Below are 21064 nucleotides of genomic sequence, written 5' to 3'. Positions count from 1 at the left end.
ACACGCCGTGTCCACCGTCACCGCCGGCCCCTCCAGACCGAACACATACGCCGCCCGGCCGGAGATCACACTGTTCGCCGCCCCCGACAGCACATGCCCTTCGGAACCCGCCATGTACCCGGACGACAACGCCCCCGCGAACACGCCCACACTGCGACCCCGCAGCGAACGCGGATCCATGCCCGCCGACTCGAACGTCTCCCACGCCGCCTCCAGCAGCAGCCGCTGCTGCGGATCCATCGACAACGCCTCACGCGGCGAGATCCCGAACAACGCCGCGTCGAACCGGTCCGCGTCATGGACGAACCCGCCCACACCGGCGCCCCGACCGGCCAACTCGGCCGGCCAGCCACGATCCGTCGGGAACGGCGACAAACCGTCCAGCCCACCGGAGACAAGGTCCCACAACTGCTCGGGCGACGTCACACCCCCGGGCAGCCGGCACGCCATACCCACGATCGCCAGCGGCTCATCGGTCCCGGCCGCGCTCACCTGCCGGACCGGCTCCCCGACCGCCTCCGCGCCGCCGAAGAACTCCGACAGCAGATGGTCGGTCAGCACCACCGGGCTCGGATAGTCGAACACGAGCGTCGCGGGCAGCCGCAACCCTGTCGCCGCCGTCAGCCGGTTGCGCAGTTCGACGGCGGTCAGCGAGTCGAAGCCCAGGTCCTTGAACGCCTGACGCTCACCGACCGCGTCCACCGAGGCGTGGCCCAGCACCGCCGCCGCGCTGCCGCGCACCAGCTCCAGCAGCATCTGCGCACGCTGAGCACCGGGCATCGAGCGCAACCGCTGCACCAGCGCCAAGCCCGCACCCGACGCCTGCGCAACACCACGCCGCACCCCACCAGCGACCAGACCACGCAACAACGCAGGCACCTCACCAGCCGCCCGCACCGCCACCGGATCCAGACCGACCGGCACCACATGCGCCACCGACAGCCCCAGCGCCGCATCGAACAGCGCAAGGCCCTGCTCCGTGGACGTCCCCGTGGACAACTGGTCCCGGAGATGCCCGGTCATACCGCTGGCCTCCTGCCACAGGCCCCAGGCAAGGGACAGGCCGGGCAGACCCTCCGCACGACGTCGGACGGCAAGGGCGTCGAGATAGGCGTTGGCGGCCGAGTAGTTGGCCTGGCCCGGAGTCCCGAACGTCGCCGACGCCGAGGAGTAGAGCACGAACATGGCGAGATCGCTGTCGCGAGTCAGCTCGTCCAGGTTCGAAGCGGCGGTGACCTTCGCCCGCAGCACCGTCTCCAGACGCTCCTGGGTCAGAGCGGTGAAGATGCCGTCGTCGAGGACACCCGCCGCGTGAACGACACCGGTCAGCGGAGTCTCCGCGGGAACGCCCGCGAGGACGGCCGCGAGGGCATCACGGTCGGCCGCGTCACACGCCACGATGCCGGCCTGCGCCCCGAGTTCGGCGAGCTCCGCGACAAGTGCGGCCGCACCGGGCGCGTCCGCGCCCCGGCGGGACAGCAGAAGCAGGCTACGGACGCCGTGCTCGGTGACCAGGTGGCGGGCGAGAAGCCCTCCGAGCGTTCCGGTGCCACCGGTGATCAGCACCGTGCCGTCACCGTCCAGCGGCACAGACTGCGCAGCACCCCCGGCCCGCATCAGCCGAGGCACCAGCAGCGCACCGTCGCGGAGGGCGACCTGCGGCTCGTCGAGACCGGCGAGCAGCGTCAGGTCCGCGTCCTGGTCGTCGGTGGCCGGGTCGGTGTCGACGAGCACGATCCGGTCCGGGTGCTCCGACTGCGCCGAGCGCACCAGACCCCACACCGCCGCACCCACCGGGTCCACGACGTCCGCAGTGCCCACGGGCATCGCGCCCCGGGTCACGACCGCCAGACGAGAGCCGAACGTGCTCTCGTCCGACAGCCACTCCTGCACACCACGCAGCACCTCGCCGAGGACCTGCTCCACCGGACCGTCACCGGCCGGCAGCACCGTCCACGCCGCAGCCTCCGCCGCATCACCGGACGCACTGCCCGGCGGCAACGCAGTCCACTCAACGGCGAACAGCGCGTCGTCCGCCACGCCCCCGGACGCCGACAACTGCCCGGCCGACACCGCACGCGACATCAACGAACGCACGAGAGCGACCGGCGCACCCGTGCCGTCCGCCGCCTGCACGGTGAAGCCTTCGCCCTCGGGACGGATCGCCACCCGCAGCACGGTCGCCCCGACCGCGAACAACTCCACACCCGACCACGCGAACGGCAACCGCGGCCCCGACTCCCCCGGCTCTCCGGACTTGCCGGAGCCCTGGGACAGGAGATTCGCCGGATGCAACGCGGCATCCAGCAGCGCCGGATGAATACCGAACGCGTCGACCTGCCCCACACCCGGCTCCGGCAACACCAGATCCGCATACACACCGGACGCGTCACGCCAGGCCGCCCGCACCCCCTGGAACACCGAACCGTAACCGAAGCCCACCCCGGCCAACGACTCGTAGAACCCGTCGACCTCCACCGCAACCGCACCCTGCGGAGGCCACACACTCAAACCGAACTCAGGCACCCGCGTCTGCGACACAGCGAGGAAGCCCGACGCATGCAACGTCCACTCCTCCGCGCCGTCCAGCCGGCCATGAATCTGAACCGGCCTGTCTCCGGACTCGTCCGATCCGCCGACGCTCACCTGGACCTGCACGCCACCGGATTCTGGCAGCACCAGAGGGGCCCGCAGGACAAGCTCCCGCAGCAGACCGCAGCCCACTTCCTGTCCGGCCCGCAGCACCATCTCCACCAACGCCGCACCCGGCACCACGACCTGGTCCAGCACGACGTGGTCAGCCAGCCAGGGCTGGGTACCCAGCGCGAGGCGGCCGGTCAGCACCACCGCGTCTCCGCCGGCCAGTTCTACCGCCGCACCGAGCAGCGCATGGCCCGCACCCGCCAGGCCGACAGCAGCCAGGTCTCCCGCGCCCATGTCAGGCAGCGGCCAGTACCGCTCGCGCTGGAAGGCGTAGGTGGGCAGGTCGACCGTCCGGCCGCCCCAGCCGGCGAACACCGTCGTCCAGTCGATGGCTGCCCCGGAGGCCCACAGGCGGCTGAGGGCGGTGAGGGCGGTGTCCGTCTCGTCGCGGTCCTTGCGCAGGACAGGGATGAACTCGGCCTCAGTGACGGTGTCCTGAGCCATGCCCGACAGGACTCCGTCGGGACCGAGCTCCAAGTAGCGGGTCACGCCCATCGCCGCGAGGGCGGTGACGCCGTCGGCGAAGCGGACCGTGCCGCGGACCTGGTTCAGCCAGTACCCCGGCTCCTGCATGGCACCAAGTTCGGCCACGGCTCCGGTGAGGTTGGAGACGAGGCGAATCCGGGCCGGGTGGAACGTGAGCCCGGCAAGCACTGTCGCGAACTCGTCCAGCATCGGCTCCATCAGCGCCGAGTGGAAGGCGTGCGACACCGACAGGACGTTGAACCGCAGGCCACGCTCTCTGCACGCGACGGCGTAGCGCTCGACGGCCTCCACGTCGCCGGAAAGAACCACGGAATTGGGGCCGTTGACGGCGGCGATGTCCAGGCCGGAATCGGCGACCTCGGCCTCCGCCGCCTGGACGGCCAGCATCCCGCCACCCGCAGGCAGCGCCTGCATCAGCCGACCCCGCTCGGCGACCAGGGTGCAGGCGTCGTCCAGGTCGAGGATGCCCGCGACATGCGCCGCACTGATCTCACCCAGCGAGTGGCCGAGCAGCACATCCGGGCTCACGCCCCACGACTCCACCAGCCGGAACAGGGCGACTTCGAGCGCGAAGAGGCCGGCCTGCGCCCACGCCGTCTGATCAAGGTCGACACCGTCGGCGAGGACCTCCCGGAGAGGGCGCTCCAGTCGGACGTCGAGCCGGGCGCAGACAGCGTCGAACGCCTCCGCGAACACCGGGAAAGCCTCATGGAGTTCCAGCCCCATGCCCGCGCGTTGCGAGCCCTGGCCGGTGAACAGGAACGCGGTCCGCCCTTCAGTGGCCGTGCCTGCGGCCAGCACATCACCGCCGGCGGCGAGCACTACACGGTGCTCCAGCGCGGTCCGCGTCGTCGCCAGCGACCAGCCGACGTCCACGGGGTCCAGCTCCGGCTGCTCCGCGACGAACGACGTCAGCCGTTCCACCTGCGCCCGCAGCGCGGGCTCGGACTTCGCCGACACCACCCACGGCACCGGAGCAGGGAGCGCGGCACGCACCCGCGGCGCCTCGACGGCCTGTGCGGCGGGAGGCGCCTCCAGGATGACGTGGGCGTTGGTGCCGCTGATGCCGAACGACGAGACACCCGCGCGGCGCGGACGGTCCGACTCGGGCCAGGCGCGGGATTCCGTCAGCAGTTCCACCGCGCCGGCGGACCAGTCCACCTGCGGTGACGGCTCGTCGACGTGCAGCGTCGCCGGCAGCACGCCGTGCCGCATCGCCATCACCATCTTGATGAGGCCCGCGACACCCGCGGCCGCCTGCGTGTGACCGATGTTCGACTTCACCGAACCCAGCCACAGCGGCTCATCGGCCTCGCCGCGCTCCTGGCCGTAGGTCGCCAACAGGGCCCCGGCCTCGATCGGGTCCCCGAGCCGGGTGCCGGTGCCGTGCGCTTCGACGACGTCGATGTCCGTGCCGGTCAGTCGGGCGTTGGCCAGGGCCTGGCGGATGACCCGCTGCTGCGAGGGACCGTTCGGCGCGGTCAGACCGTTCGACGCACCGTCCTGATTGATCGCACTGCCCCGCACCACGGCAAGAATCTTGTGCCCGTTGCGCTCGGCATCCGACAGCCGCTCCACCAGCAGCAGACCCACGCCCTCGGCCCAGCCCGTGCCATCCGCCGCACCCGCGAACGCCTTGCACCGGCCATCGGCCGCGAGCCCGTCCTGACGATCGAACTCCACAAACGCGGCCGGAGAGACCATCACCGTCACACCACCGGCCAGCGCCATGTCGCACTCACCCGACCGCAGCGCCTGACCCGCCAGATGCAGCGCCACCAACGATGACGAACACGCCGTGTCCACCGTCACCGCCGGCCCTTCAAGACCGAACACATACGCCGCCCGACCCGAGATCACACTGTTCGCCGCACCCGACAGCACATGACCCTCACCACCGGCCACATACCCGGACGACAACGCCCCCGCGAACACACCCACACTGCGACCCCGCAACGAACGCGGATCCATCCCCGCCGACTCGAACGTCTCCCACGCCGCCTCCAGCAGCAGCCGCTGCTGCGGATCCATCGCCAGCGCCTCACGCGGCGAGATCCCGAACAACGCCGCATCGAACCGGTCCGCCTCATCGACGAACCCGCCCACACCCGCACCCCGGCCCGCCAGATCCGCAGGCCAGCCACGATCAACCGGGTACGGCGACAAACCGTCCACCCCACCCGCGACCAGATCCCACAACTGATCGGGCGAGGTCACCCCACCCGGCAGCCGGCACGCCATACCCACGATCGCCAACGGCTCATCGGCCCCGGCCACACTCACAGGCCGCACCGGCTCACCGGCCGCCTCCAACCCACCGAAGAACTCGGAGAGGAGGTGATCACTCAGCACCACCGGGCTCGGATAGTCGAACACCAGCGTCGCCGGCAACCGCAACCCCGTCGCCGCCGTCAACCGGTTCCGCAACTCCACCGCCGTCAGCGAATCGAAGCCCAGATCCTTGAACGCCTGACGCTCACCGACCGCATCCACCGAAGCATGCCCCAGCACCGCCGCCGCACTACCGCGCACCAACTCCAGCAACACCTGCGCACGCTGAGCACCAGGCATCGACCGCAACCGCTGCGCCAACGCCAAGCCCGCACCCGACGCCTGCGCAACCCCACGCCGCACCCCACCAGCGACCAGACCACGCAACAACGCAGGCACCTCACCAGCCGCCCGCACCGCCACCGGATCCAGACCGACCGGCACCACATGCGCCACCGACAGCCCCAACGCCGCATCGAACAGAGCAAGACCCTGCTCCGTGGACAGGGCATTACCAGCACTGGTCACCCGGGTCCGGTCGGTCTCGGCGAGTCCGCCGGTCATGCCACTTGCCTGCTCCCACAGGCCCCAGGCAAGGGACAGGCCGGGCAGACCCTCCGCACGACGTCGGACGGCAAGGGCGTCGAGATAGGCGTTGGCGGCCGAGTAGTTGGCCTGGCCCGGAGTCCCGAACGTCGCCGACGCCGAGGAGTAGAGCACGAACATGGCGAGATCGCTGTCGCGAGTCAGCTCGTCCAGGTTCGAAGCGGCGGTGACCTTCGCCCGCAGCACCGTCTCCAGACGCTCCTGGGTCAGAGCGGTGAAGATGCCGTCGTCGAGGACACCCGCCGCGTGAACGACACCGGTCAGCGGAGTCTCCGCGGGAACGCCCGCGAGGACGGCCGCGAGGGCATCACGGTCGGCCGCGTCACACGCCACGATGCCGGCCTGCGCCCCGAGTTCGGCGAGCTCCGCGACAAGTGCGGCCGCACCGGGCGCGTCCGCGCCCCGGCGGGACAGCAGAAGCAGGCTACGGACGCCGTGCTCGGTGACCAGGTGGCGGGCGAGAAGCCCTCCGAGCGTTCCGGTGCCACCGGTGATCAGCACCGTGCCGTCACCGTCCAGCGGCACAGACTGCGCAGCACCCCCGGCCCGCATCAGCCGAGGCACCAGCAGCGCACCGTCGCGGAGGGCGACCTGCGGCTCGTCGAGACCGGCGAGCAGCGTCAGGTCCGCGTCCTGGTCGTCGGTGGCCGGGTCGGTGTCGACGAGCACGATCCGGTCCGGGTGCTCCGACTGCGCCGAGCGCACCAGACCCCACACCGCCGCACCCACCGGGTCCACGACGTCCGCAGTGCCCACGGGCATCGCGCCCCGGGTCACGACCGCCAGACGAGAGCCGAACGTGCTCTCGTCCGACAGCCACTCCTGCACACCACGCAGCACCTCGCCGAGGACCTGCTCCACCGGACCGTCACCGGCCGGCAGCACCGTCCACGCCGCAGCCTCCGCCGAGTCCTCTTCGGTGACAGCGGTGATCCCAGGTGATACCGGAACCGGCACCCATTCCACGGCGAACAGCGCGTCGTCCGCCGCGTGCCCGGACGCCGACAACTGCTCCGCCGACACCGCACGCGACACCAACGAACGCACGAGAGCGACCGGCGCACCCGTGCCGTCCGCCGCCTGAACCGTGAAGCCCTCGCCCTCGGGACGGATCGCCACCCGCAGCACGGTCGCCCCGACCGCGAACAACTCCACACCCGACCACGCGAACGGCAACCGCGGCCCCGACTCCCCCGGCTCTCCGGACTTGCCGGAGCCCTGGGACAGGAGATTCGCCGGATGCAACGCGGCATCCAGCAGCGCCGGATGAATACCGAACGCGTCGACCTGCCCCACACCCGGCTCCGGCAACACCAGATCCGCATACACACCGGACGCGTCACGCCAGGCCGCCCGCACCCCCTGGAACACCGAACCGTAACCGAAGCCCACCCCGGCCAACGACTCGTAGAACCCGTCGACCTCCACCGCAACCGCACCCTGCGGAGGCCACACACTCAAACCGAACTCAGGCACCCGCGTCTGCGACACAGCGAGGAAGCCCGACGCATGCAACGTCCACTCCTCCGCACCCTCGACACACCCATGGACATGCACCGGCCGGTCACCCGAGGCATCCGGCCCCTCGACCCGCACCTGAACCTGCACACCACCCGACTCCGGCAGCACCAACGGCGCCCGCAGCACCAGCTCCCGCAGCAGACCACAGCCCACCTCCTGCCCCGCCCGCAGCACCATCTCCACCAACGCCGCACCCGGCACCACCACCCGATCCAGCACCAGATGGTCGGACAGCCACGACTGCACACCCAGCGACAGACGGCCGGTCAGCAGTACGCCGTCGCCCTCTGCCAGCGTCACCGCCGCACCCAGCAGGGCATGGGAGGCACCCGTCAGGCCGACGGCGGCCAGGTCTCCCGGGCCCCTGTTCGGCTGCGGCCAGTACCGCTCGTGCTGGAACGCGTAGGTGGGCAGATCGATCACCTGGCCACCCCAGGCGGCGAACAGCGTCGTCCAGTCGACCTCGGCACCGGTCGCCCACAGGCGACCGGCCGCGGTCAGCGCGGTGTCCGTCTCGTCGCGGTCCTTGCGCAGGACAGGGATGAACTCGGCCTCAGTGACGGTCTCCTGGGCCATGCCCGACAGCACACCGTCGGGACCGAGCTCCAGATAGCGGGTCACGCCCATCGCCTCGAGGGCGGTGACGCCGTCGGCGAAGCGGACCGCCTGCCGGACCTGGCTCAGCCAGTACCCCGGCTCCTGCATGGCACCCGGCTCGGCCACCGCACCCGTCAGGTTCGAGACCACCGGGATCCGCGCGGGGCGGAAGCTCAGACCCTCCAGCACCGCCGCGAAATCGTCCAGCATCGGCTCCATCAGCGCCGAGTGGAACGCATGCGACACCGACAGGACGTTGAACCGCACGCCGCGCTCGGCGCACTCCGCGGCATACCGCTCGACAGCCTCGACCGCGCCCGACAGGACGACGGAGTTCGGGCCGTTGACGGCCGCGACGTCGAGACCGGAGCCGGCGACATCCGCCTCCGTCGCCTGGACGGCCAGCATCCCGCCACCCGCAGGCAGTGCCTGCATCAGGCGGCCGCGCCCGGCGACCAGGGTGCAGGCGTCGTCCAGGTCGAGGATGCCCGCGACATGCACCGCACTGATCTCACCCAGCGAGTGGCCGAGCAGCACATCCGGGCTCACGCCCCACGACTCGACCAGCCGGAAGAGGGCGACTTCGAGGGCGAAGAGTCCGGCCTGCGCCCACGCCGTCTGATCAAGGTCGACGCCATCGGCGAGGACCTCGCGCAGCGGGCGCTCCAGCCGGGCATCGAGGCGCGCGCACACCGCGTCGAATGCTTCGGCGAACACCGGGAACGCCTCGTACAGCCCCAGGCCCATGCCCGCACGCTGCGAACCCTGCCCGGTGAACAACACCGCCAGTCGTCCGTCACCGGCAGCACCGGTGGCCAGGACGGTGTCGCCGGCCAGCACCGCGCGGTACTCCAGCGCGGCCCGGGTCGTCGCCAGCGACCACCCGACGTCCACGGGGTCCAGCTTCGGCCGCTCCGCCACGAACGACGTCAGCCGTTCCACCTGCGCACGCAGCGCGGGCTCGGACTTCGCCGACACCACCCACGGCACCTGACCCGGCGCCTGTCGCGGCGCGGCAACCGTCTCCCGCCCGACGACGGGCTCCGGAGCCTGCTCCAGAATCACATGCGCGTTCGTGCCACTGATCCCGAACGAGGACACCGCCGCGCGGCGCGGACGATCCGACTCGGGCCAGGCACGGGATTCCGTCAGCAGCTCCACCGCACCGGCCGACCAGTCCACCTGCGGCGACGGCTCGTCCACATGCAGCGTGGCCGGCAGCACACCGTGCCGCAGCGCCATGACCATCTTGATCACACCCGCCGCACCGGCGGCCGCCTGGGTGTGCCCGATGTTCGACTTCACCGACCCCAGCCAGAGCGGCTCGTCGCTCTCGCCGCGCTCCTGGCCGTACGTGGCCAGCAGGGCCCCTGCCTCGATCGGGTCACCCAGGCGGGTGCCGGTGCCGTGCGCCTCGACGACGTCGATGTCGGCGGTGGTGAGCTGGGCGTTGGCCAGGGCCTGGCTGATGACCCGCTGCTGGGAGGGACCGTTGGGTGCGGTCAGACCGTTCGACGCGCCGTCCTGGTTGATCGCGCTGCCGCGGACGACGGCGAGGATGTGGTGGCCGTTGCGCTGTGCGTCGGAGAGCCGTTCCACGACCAGGACCGCCGTGCCCTCGGACCAGCCCGTGCCGTCGGCCGCGGCGGCGAAGGACTTGCACCGGCCGTCGAAGGACAGTCCGCCCTGCCGGGCGAAGTCGACGAACACGCCTGGTGTGGACAGCACGGTCACACCGCCGGCCACCGCCAGGTCGCATTCACCGGCCCGGAGTGCCTGCGCGGCCAGGTGCAGCGCGACGAGCGAGGACGAGCACGCCGTGTCGACGGTGACGGCCGGGCCCTCGAGCCCGAAGACATAGGCTGCCCGCCCGGAGAACACGCTTCCGGCGTTGCCCGTGGCCAGGAAGGCTTCCACGTCCTCCGGGACGACGCCCAGGCTCTGGGCGTAGTCGTGGTACATGATTCCGGCGTACACGCCGGTCGACGATCCGCGCAGCGACATCGGGTCCAGCCCCGCGGACTCGAACGCCTCCCAGACCCCTTCCAGCAGCAGGCGCTGCTGCGGGTCCATGGCCAGCGCCTCACGCGGCGAGATGCCGAAGAGGCCCGCGTCGAAGTCACCGGCACCGGCGAGGAAGCCACCGGATCCGGAGACCCCGCTCCAGGTCACGTCCCAGCCGCGGTCGTCGGGGAAGTCCGTCACCCCGTCCCGTCCTGCCGTGACCAGATCCCACAGCCCCTCGGGGGACACCACACCGCCCGGCAGCCGGCACGACATGCCCACGATCGCGATCGGCTCGTCCGCAGCCGCCGGGGCAGTTCGCCGTGGTGCCACCACGGCCGGCTCACCGGAACCGGACAGCAAGGCAGCCAGATGACCGGCGAGCAGCTGAACGTTCGGGTAGTCGAAGACCAGCGTCGCGGGCAGCCGGAGTCCGGTGGCGGCGTTGAGCCGGTTGCGGAGCTCCACCGCGGTGAGCGAGTCGAAGCCCAGGTCCTTGAAGGCCTGGCGTTCCCCGACGGCGTCCGCGGAGGCGTGCCCGAGGACATGGGCCACCTCCGTGAGCACCATGTCCTGGAGCAGCCTGTCCCGCTCGGCCGAAGACAGCCCCGCAAGCTGACGCAACAGCTGGGGCTCGCCTCCGGTCGCTCGTCCTGCCCTGCGGACGACGGCGGCCGGGACGAGGCCGCGCAGCAGCGCGGGCAACGGGGTGGCAGCGTTCCAGGAACGGAGGGCGACGGTGTCGAGCAACATCGCCACGACATCGGCGCGGTCCGCGCCCAGAGCGGCGTCGAAGAGGGCCAGGCCCTGCTCGTCGGTCAGACCGGGGCCGAGACGCCCGGTCCGGTCCTGGAGATGACCGGTCATCCCACTCGCCTGCTGCCACAGGCCCCAGGCCAGGGACAGACCGGGCAGTCCCTCCGCACGGCGGCGGATCGCGAGGGCGTCGAGGTAGGAGTTCGCGGCCGAGTAGTTGGCCTGGCCGGGGGCACCGAACGTCGCCGACGTGGAGGAGTAGAGCACGAACATCGCCAGGTCGGAGCCACGGGTCAGCTCGTCCAGGTTCGACGCGGCGGTGGCCTTGGCGCGCAGGACGGTGTCCAGACGCTCCTGGGTCAACGCGGTGACGATGCCGTCGTCGAGGACACCCGCCGCGTGGACGACGCCGGTGAGCGGAGTCTCGGCGGGGATGCCGTCGAGGACGGTGGCGAGGGCGTCGCGGTCGGCGGCGTCGCACGCCACGATGCGGGCGCGGGCGCCGAGTTCGGCCAGTTCCTCGATGAGAGCGGCTGCGCCGGGGGCGCCGGAGCCCTTGCGGGACAGCAGGAGCAGGTTGCGGACGCCGTGTTCGGTGACCAGGTGGCGGGCGAGGAGCCCGCCGAGCGTTCCGGTGCCACCGGTGATCAGCACGGTGCCGTCACCGTCCAGCGGCACAGCGGTCGAGCCGGCGGCGGTACGGGCGAGACGGGGCACCAGCAGCGCACCGTCGCGGACCGCTACCTGCGGCTCGTCCACCCCGGCGAGCAGCGCCGGATCGAACGGATCGCCGGATGCCGGGTCGGTGTCGACGAGCACGATCCGGTCCGGATGCTCCGACTGCGCCGAGCGCACCAGACCCCACACCGCCGCACCCACCGGGTCCACACCGACGACAGACCCCGCGGGCACGGCACCGTGGGTCACGACGGCGAGGTGTGCGTGCTCGGGGTGTTCCTCGCTCAGCCACTCCTGCACTCCGTGCAGGACCTCGCCGAGGACCTGCTCCACCGGGCCGTCACCGGCCGACAGCACCGTCCATGCCGGGGCTTCCTCCGCCGTGTGGCCGGAAGCGCTGCCCCGCGGCAGCGGGACCCACTCCACCGCGAAGAGCGCGTTGTCCGCTCGACCGACGGAGGACAGCTGGTCCGCCGACACCTCGCGGGACATCAGCGAACGCACCACCGCGACGGGCAGACCGGCGTCGTCGGCCGCCTGCACGGTGATGCCCTCGCCGTCGGGACGGATCGCCACCCTCAGCGTGGCCGCGCCGACCGCGAACAGCTCCACACCCGACCACGCGAACGGCAACCGCGCCCCCGGGGCGTCGGCGTCGCCGATCAGCAGCCCCGAAGGGTGCAGTGCCGCGTCGAAGAGGGCGGGGTGGATACCGAACCCGTCCACCGGATCCGCGATCGTGACCTCGGCGTAGACACCGGAAGCGTCCCGCCAGGCCGCCTGGACGCCCTGGAACGCCGGGCCGTACGCCAGGCCCACCCCTGCCAGGACGTCGTAGAAGCCGTCCAGGTCAACTGCCGTGGCTTCCTGCGGGGGCCACAGCTCCAGATCGAACCCGGGCGTTCGGGTGTCCGAGGCGGCGAGAAAGCCCAATGCGTGCAGCGTCCATTCGTCCGCGCCTTCGGGGCGAGCGTGGAGGTGGACGGGGCGGTCGCCCGAGGGATCGGGTTCCTCGATCCGGATCTGGACCTGGACGGCGCCGGACTCGGGCAGCACCAGCGGGGCGCGCAGGACCAGTTCACGGAGCAGACCGCAGTCGACCTCCTGGCCGGCGCGCAGCGCCATCTCCACCAGTGCGGTGCCGGGCACCACGACACGGCCGAGCACGAGGTGGTCGGCCAGCCACGGTTGCGCGTCCACCGAGAGACGGCCGGTGAGGAGTACGCCGTCCGCGTCGGCGAGGGCCACCACGGAGCCGAGCAGCGCGTGCTCGGCGCCCTGGATGCCCAGTGCGCCCGCGTCCGCGCCGAGTATGCCCGGCTGCGGCCAGTAGCGTTCGCGCTGGAAGGGGTAGGTGGGCAGGTCGACCGTCCGGCCGCCCCAGTCGGCGAACACGGCGCGCCAGTCGATGTCGGTGCCGGAGGCCCACAGGCGGCTGATCGCGGTGAGGGCGGTGTCGGTCTCGTCGCGGTCCTTGCGCAGGACGGGGACGAACTCGGCCTCGGTGACGGTGTCCTGGGCCATGCCGGACAGGACGCCGTCGGGGCCGAGTTCGAGGTAGCGGGTGACGCCCATGGTGTGGAGGGTGGCGACGCCGTCGGCGAAGCGGACGGGCTGGCGGACCTGGTTCAGCCAGTACTCCGGCTGCTGCATGGCGTCAGGGGCGGCGAGGGCTCCGGTGAGGTTGGAGACGAGCGGAATCCGGGCCGGGTTGAACGTGAGGCCGTTCAGGACGGTCGCGAGCTCGTCCAGCATCGGTTGCATCAGGGCCGAGTGGAAGGCGTGCGACACCGACAGGACGTTGAACCGCAGGCCACGGACCGCGCAGTAGGCGGCGTAGCGCTCGATGGCCTCGGCGGTGCCGGACAGGACGACGGAGTTCGGGCCGTTGACGGCGGCGATGTCGAGGCCGGAGTCGGCGACGTCGGCTTCGGTGGCCTGGACGGCGAGCATGCCGCCGCCCGTGGGCAGGGCCTGCATCAGGCGGCCGCGTTCGGCGACCAGGGTGCAGGCGTCGTCGAGGTCGAGGATGCCCGCGACGTGCGCGGCGCTGATCTCGCCCAGCGAGTGGCCGAGCAGCACATCCGGGCTCACCCCCCACGACTCGACGAGGCGGAACAGGGCGACTTCGAGGGCGAAGAGGCCGGCCTGTGCCCACATCGTGTGGTCGAGGTCGGTGCCGTCGGTCAGGACCTCCCGGAGCGGGTGCTCCAGCCGGACGTCGAGCCGTGCGCAGACAGCATCAAAGGCTTCGGCGAAGACGGGGAACGCCTCGTAGAGCCCCAGGCCCATGCCGGCACGCTGCGAGCCCTGGCCGGTGAACAGGAACGCGGTTCGGCCCTCGGTAGCGAGCCCGGAGGCCAGCAACGTGTCGCCGTGAAGCACCGCGCGGTGCTCCAGCGGAGCCCGAGTGGTGGCCAGCGACCAGCCGACGTCCAACGGGTCCAGTTCCGGCCGCCCCGCCACGAACGATGTCAGCCGCTCGACCTGCGCCCGCAACGCGGTCTCGGACTTCGCCGATACCGCCCAGGGAATGAGTCTGGGTGGCGTCGCACGGACCGCCGTTACCTTGACGGTCTCCGCGGCGGAAGGCTGTTCGAGGATGACGTGGGCGTTGGTGCCGCTGATGCCGAACGAGGAGATGGCGGCACGGCGCGGCCGGTCCGACTCGGGCCACTGACGCTGTTCGGTGAGGAGTTCGACCGCGCCGGTGGTCCAGTCGACCTGGGGTGTGGGCTCGTCGACGTGGAGGGTGGCGGGCATCACGCCGTGGCGCATGGCCATGATCATCTTGATGATGCCCGCGACACCGGCGGCAGCCTGCGTGTGACCGATGTTCGACTTGATCGAGCCCAGCCACAGCGGCTCGCCGGCCTCGCCGCGCTCCTGGCCGTAGGTGGCGAGCAGGGCCCCTGCTTCGATCGGGTCGCCGAGCCGGGTGCCGGTGCCGTGTGCCTCGACGACATCGACATCGGCACCGGTGAGCTGGGCGTTGGCGAGGGCCTGGCGGATCACGCGTTGTTGGGAGGGGCCGTTGGGGGCGGTGAGGCCGTTGGAGGCGCCGTCCTGGTTGACGGCGCTGCCCTGGACGACTGCCAGAACGTGGTGGCCGTTGCGGCGGGCGTCGGACAGCCGTTCGACGAGGAGGAGGCCGACGCCTTCGGCCCAGCCGGTGCCGTCGGCGGCGGCGGCGAAGGACTTGCAGCGGCCGTCGGAGGCGAGGCCGTCCTGGCGGTCGAACTCGGCGAATGCGCCGGGGGTGACCATGACGGTGACGCCGCCGGCGAGGGCCATGTCGCATTCGCCGGTTCGCAGGGCCTGGGCGGCGAGGTGGAGGGCGACGAGGGAGGAGGAGCAGGCGGTGTCGACGGTGAGGGCCGGGCCTTCGAGGCCGAAGACGTAGGCGAGTCGGCCGGAGATGACGCTGCTGGCGGTTCCGGTGAGCAGGTGCCCCTCGGCGCCGGTGACTTGGGTGCCGTAGCCGGAGGGGGAGGCGCCGGCGAACACGCCGACGTTGTGGCCCTTCAGGGAGCGGGGGTTGATGCCTGCGGTTTCGAGGGTTTCCCACGCGGTTTCCAGCAGGAGGCGCTGCTGGGGGTCCATGGCGAGGGCTTCACGCGGTGAGATGCCGAACAGGGCGGCGTCGAACTCGTCGGCGTCGTGGACGAAACCGCCCACCGAAGCGCTTGAATCGAGCAGGGCGGTGGGCCAGCCGCGGTCGTCGGGGAACGGGGTGACGCCGTCCGCCCCGCCCGCTACCAGGTTCCACAGCTCCTCCGGGGAGGTGACGCCTCCGGGGTAGCGGCAGGCCATGCCCACGATCGCGACCGGTTCGTCGAGGATGGCACCCGCGACTGCGGGGGTGTTCTGTGCGGTGTCGCCTGCCAGGTGGGACAGGAGGTGGTCGGTGAGGGCGGTCGGGTTGGGGTGGTCGAAGACGAGGGTGGCGGGGAGCGTCAGGCCGGTCTCGGTGGTCAGCAGGTTGCGCAGTTCGACCGCCATCAGCGAGTCGAAGCCCAGATCGCGGAACGCCCGCCCGGGCTCGACCGCGTCCGCACCCGTGTGCCCGAGCACCGCGGCGGCCCGCTCACGCACCAGATCCAGCACGAATCGGGCCCGTTCCCCGGCAGGGACGTCCAGGAGTCGCTGCCGCAGTCCCTGCGCGGCACCACCGTCCGGCGTGCCTGCGAGCGCCTCCGCAGCTTCCGGAAGCTCGGAGAACAAGGCGCTGGGACGGGACGAGGTGAACGCCGGGGAGAACACCGACCAGTCCAGGTCGACGACCGTCAGACCGCTGTCGTTCCGGTCGATCGCCTCCGCCAGGGCACGGACAGCCAACACCGGGTCCATCGGCGCCAGCCCACGCCGACGCAGGCTCCTGCCGGCTTCCGGGTCCATGGCCATGCCGGCTCCGGCCCAGGGGCCCCAGGAGATGGATGTGCCGGGAAGTCCGCGGTCATGGCGGTGTTGGATCCAGGCGTCGAGGAAGGCGTTGCCGGCCGCGTAGGCGGCCTGGCCGCCGCTGCCCCAGGTCGCGGCGATCGAGGAGAACACCACGAACAGGTCGAGCGGCAGATCTGCGGTCAGCTCGTCGAGATACCTCGTCCCCTCGACCTTGGCCCGCAGCACCGCGTCGAACGACGCACTTGTGCTCTGTTCCAACCCTTCCGTGTCCACCACCCCGGCCGCGTGGACGATGCCGGTCAGCGGCAGGTCGGCGGGCACGTCGGCGAGGACGGTGGCGAGGGCGTCGCGGTCGGCGACGTCGCAGGCCGTGACCGTGACCTGCGTACCCAGCCCGGACAGCTCCTCGACCAGACCCTCGGGCGCGGCACCGCCGCGGCTGGTCAGCAGCAGATGCGGCACACCCCGGCCCGCGAGCCAGCGCGCGACCTCGGCACCCAGACCACCGGTGCCACCGGTGACGAGCACGGTCCCCGACGGCCGCCAGCCCTCACCGACCACCACGGCCGGCACCGCACGCGCCACACGACGGCCGTACACACCCGCCCCGCGGATCGCGACCTGATCCTCACCACCACCGGCCAGGATGCCGGCGAGGCGGGCACCCGCCCGCTCGTCCAGGACCTCGGGCAGGTCAACGAGACCGCCCCAGCGCTGCGGCAGCTCCAGCGCCGCGACCCGGCCCATGCCCCACACCGCCGCCAGGTCCGGATCAGTCAGCCGGTCCGAGCCGCCCACCGACACCGCGCCCCGGGTCAGCACCCACAACGGTGCGGCCACCCCGGCCAGTGCCTGGACCACGGACAGTGTCTCCACCCACCCCGACGGGGCCAGGACGACACCCGCCAGGTCGGGCAGTCCCGGCACCTCACCGGCCGGAACGCTGACCACCGTCGCACCCGCCGCCGACAGGGCCGCGGACACCGCCGGATCCTCGGCGCCGACAACCGCCCACACCCCCGACAGCACTCCCGCCTGCGGCAGGCCGTCGAGCGGCTTCCACATGACGCGGTAACGCCACGAGCCGAGCGTCGAACGCTCCCGGTGACGCCGCCGCCACTCCGCCAGAGCCGGCAGGGCCGACTCCAGACCGGCGAGCTCGGACAGGTCCTCGCGTTCCACCGCGTCCCAGAACGCGGCATCGACCAGATCCCCACCACCGCCCGCAGCGGCCACCGCCGACAGCTCCGGCCAGAACCGCTCCCGCTGGAAGGCATACGTCGGCAGATCCACCACCCGACCGCCCCAACCGGCGAACACCACAGACCAGCCGACCTCGACACCACAGGCCCACAAACGACCGGCCGCGGTCAGCGCACTGCCGGCCTCGTCCCGGTCCTTGCGCAGCACAGGGACGAACTCGGCGTCGCTGACGGTCTCCTGAGCCATGCCCGACAGCACACCGTCCGGACCCAGCTCCACATACCGCGTCACGCCCATCGCGTCGAGCGCCGCCACACCGTCCGCGAACCGCACCGCCTGCCGCACCTGACGCAGCCAGTACCCCGGGTCCTGCATGGCACCCCGCTCGGCCACCGCACCCGTCAGGTTCGAGACCACCGGGATCTGCGCCGGGTGGAACGTCAGACCGTCCAGCACCGCCGCGAACTCGTCCAGCATCGGCTCCATCAGCGCCGAGTGGAACGCGTGCGACACCGACAGCACCCGGACCCGCAGGCCACGGGCCGCGCATGCGGCGGCATACCGCTCGACAGCCTCGACCGCGCCCGACAGGACGACGGAGTTCGGGCCGTTGACGGCCGCGACGTCGAGACCGGAGTCTGCGACATCCGCCTCCGTCGCCTGGACAGCGAGCATGCCGCCACCCGCGGGCAGCGCCTGCATCAGCCGGCCCCGCTCCGCCACCAGCACACACGCATCGTCCAGGTCGAGGATCCCCGCGACATGCGCGGCGCTGATCTCACCCAGCGAGTGACCCAGCAACACATCCGGGGTGATGCCCCACGATTCGACGACGCGGTACAGGGCGACTTCGAGCGCGAACAGCCCCGCCTGCGCCCACACCGTCCGGTCCAGGTCCACGCCGTCGGTCAGAACCTCCCGCAGCGGGCGCTCCAGCCGGACGTCCATCCGCGCGCACACCGCGTCGAACGCCTCCGCGAACACCGGGAACGCCTCGTACAGCCCCAGCCCCATACCCGCACGCTGCGAACCCTGCCCCGTGAACAGGAACGCGGTCCGGCCCTCGGCCGCCACGCCCTCGGCGAGCGTCCCGCCCCCCGCCAGCACCGCACGATGCTCCAGCCCGGCACGAGTCGTCGCCAGCGACCACCCCACATCCACCGGATCCAGCTCCGGCCGCGACGCCACGAACGACCTCAGCCGCTCCACCTGCGCCCGCAACGCAGCGTCCGACTTCGCCGACACCACCCACGGCACCGGCCCAGGCGCTTGCCGGGTCGCAGCAACCGGAACGGTCTCCGATGGTGGAGCCTGCTCCAGGATCACATGCGCGTTGGTGCCGCTGATGCCGAACGACGACACCGCCGCACGCCGCGGACGCTCCACCATCGGCCACGGACGGGACTCGGTCAGCAGCTCGACCGCGCCCAACGACCAGTCCACCTGCTGCGACGGCTCGTCGACGTGCAGCGTCGCGGGCAGCACGCCGTGCCGCAACGCCATGACCATCTTGATCACGCCCGCGACACCTGCCGCGGACTGGGCATGGCCGATGTTCGACTTCACCGAGCCCAGCCACAGCGGTTCGCCGCTCTCGCCCCGGCTCCGGCCGTAGGTGAGCTGGAGTGCCTCCGCCTCGATCGGGTCGCCGAGCCGTGTGCCGGTGCCGTGCGCCTCGACCACGTCGACGTCGGCGCCCGTCAGCCGGGCGTTGGCGAGGGCCTGGCGGATCACGCGCTGCTGCGCGGGGCCGTTCGGCGCCGTCAGGCCGTTGGAGGCGCCGTCCTGGTTGATCGCGCTGCCCCGCACCACCGCCAGTACCTGGTGTCCATTGCGGACGGCGTCCGACAGACGCTCGACCAGCAGGACGCCGACGCCCTCGGACCAGCCGGTGCCGTCGGCGGCCGCGGCGAACGACTTGCACCGGCCGTCCGAGGCGAGACCGCCCTGCTTGGCGAAGGCGCTGAACGAGCCGGGGGTCGCCATCACGGCGACTCCGCCGACCAAGGCCATGCGGCACTCGCCCTGGCGGAGTGCCTGCGCGGCGAGGTGGAGGGCCACCAGCGACGAGGAGCACGCCGTGTCCACGGTCACCGCGGGGCCTTCGAGGCCGAAGACGTAGGACACGCGGCCCGACAGGACGCTGCTGGCGCCCCCGGTCAGGGCGAACGACTCGGCGTCCTCGGAGCCCTGGTCGATCAGGCCGTAGCCGGAGGGCGAAGCCCCGATGAACACTCCGGTGGGCGTGCCCGCGAGTGAGCGCGGGTCGACGCCCGCGGTTTCGAACGCCTCCCACGCGGACTCCAGCAGCAGCCGCTGCTGCGGGTCCATGGCGAGCGCCTCGCGCGGGCTGATGCCGAACAGGTCGGCGTCGAAAAGGTCGGCGTCGTGGACGAAGCCGCCCCTGGGCGCATAGGTCTCGGGTCCCTGGTCCCGCTCGGGTTGTTCCCAGCCGCGGTGGGAGGGGAAGTCCGTGATGGCGTCGGTGCCTGTGCTCACCAGTTGCCAGAACTCGTCGGGGCCCGCGACATCGCCGGGGAGCCGGCAGCTCATGGCGACGATGGCGATCGGCTCGCTGTTCGCGGCCAGGATCTCCCGGTTCTGGGTGCGGAGCCGCTCGGCTTCCTTGAGGGAGGCCCGCAGCGCTTCGACGATTCGCTTGTCGGCCGAGTCAGCGGTCATTGGTTTCTCCAGAACTGGCTTCGTGCCGTGCGGCGTCGAGCGCGATTTCGATGAGGGCTTCGGCGTCCAGGTCGTCCAGCGAGTCGAGTCTCTCGGTCGAGGACTGCTCGACGGCGTCTGTGGGTTCTGCCAGTTTCAGCAAGGTGTCCACGAGTCCGGCTTCCCGCAGCCGCTCGATCGGGATCGCGGCGAGGACACCGCGGATCTCGGCGTCACGGGAGTCGGACACGGGGTCGTCCGGTGCGGTGGGTTCCGGCATCAGCTCGGTGAGGAGCAGGTCGGCCACCGCCTGCAGCGAACGGAAGTTGAAGACGAGGCTCACCGGGAAGCGCAAGCCTGTCAGCCGGTTGAGGTGATCGCGGAACTCGACTGCCATGAGGGAGTCGAACCCGAGGTCCTTGAACGCCTCGCCGGCTCCGATCGCATGCGGATCGCGGTGTCGCAGGACGGTCGCGGCCGTGGACCGGACCATGTCCAGCAGGATCCGTTGGCGCTGTGCGGCCGGGGCGTCCGCCAACCGGTCCCGCAACTCGGCACCGGTGTTCTCCTCCGTTTCGTCGGCAGGGGTCGCTCCGGCGGCCGGGTCTTCGGACGTCGCGGTGAACTCGTGGAGCAGCGGGCTGGGCCGCAGGAGGGTGAAGGCTTCGGCGAAGCGTGTCCAGTCGACGTCGGCGACGGTGAGGCTGCTGTCGCCGTTGTCGACCGCCTGGGCCAGGGCGCGGATCGCCAGGTCCGGTTCCATCGGGGTCAGCCCGCGCCGGCGCAGTCCCTGCTCCGCCTCGCCCTGGGCCGCCATGCCCGTTCCGGCCCAGGGGCCCCAGGCGATGGACGTACCAGGGAGTCCGCGGTCGTGGCGGTGCTGGACCCAGGCGTCGAGGAAAGCGTTGCCCGCCGCGTACGCACTCTGACTGCCACTGCCCCAGGTCGCGGCGATCGACGAGAACACCACGAACAGACCGATCGGCATCCCGGCGGTGAGTTCGTCGAGGTAACGGGTCCCGTCGACCTTCGCGCGGAGCACCGTCGCGAAGGTCTCGGGGGTGGCTTCCTCGATCCGCTGCGGGAGGTCGAGACCGGCCGCGTGCACGATGCCGGTGAGCGGCCACTGCTCCGAAACACCGGCGATCACCGCCGCCAGGACGTCCCGGTCGGC

2 protein-coding genes (both running past the window's edge) are annotated in these 21064 nt (G+C 71.7%); both read right to left on the bottom strand.

Going from position 1 to position 21064, the window contains the following annotated elements; genetic code table 11:
• A protein-coding gene (locus OG936_RS38400; protein ID WP_331755247.1) for a type I polyketide synthase crosses the window boundary here: on the bottom strand, positions 1–19911 show its 5' portion. 8430 nt of this gene lie to the left of the window's left edge; only the first 19911 of its 28341 coding nucleotides appear in the window; it begins with the start codon at positions 19909–19911; its stop codon lies off the left edge, out of view.
• Positions 19901–21064, bottom strand: partial view of a type I polyketide synthase gene (locus OG936_RS38395; protein WP_331755246.1) — the end only. The gene runs 30264 nt beyond the window's last position; 1164 of the gene's 31428 nt are visible here — the last part of the coding sequence; its start codon lies off the right edge, out of view — the gene reads right to left on this strand; it ends in the stop codon at positions 19901–19903. Before OG936_RS38395 ends, OG936_RS38400 begins: the two co-directional genes overlap by 11 nt.

Source organism: Streptomyces sp. NBC_00846, assembly GCF_045207325.1.
In the GTDB taxonomy this organism is placed as follows: Bacteria; Actinomycetota; Actinomycetes; order Streptomycetales; family Streptomycetaceae; genus Streptomyces.
Note: the sequence above shows the minus strand (reverse complement) of the source record. Positions and strands in the feature narration are given on the sequence as shown.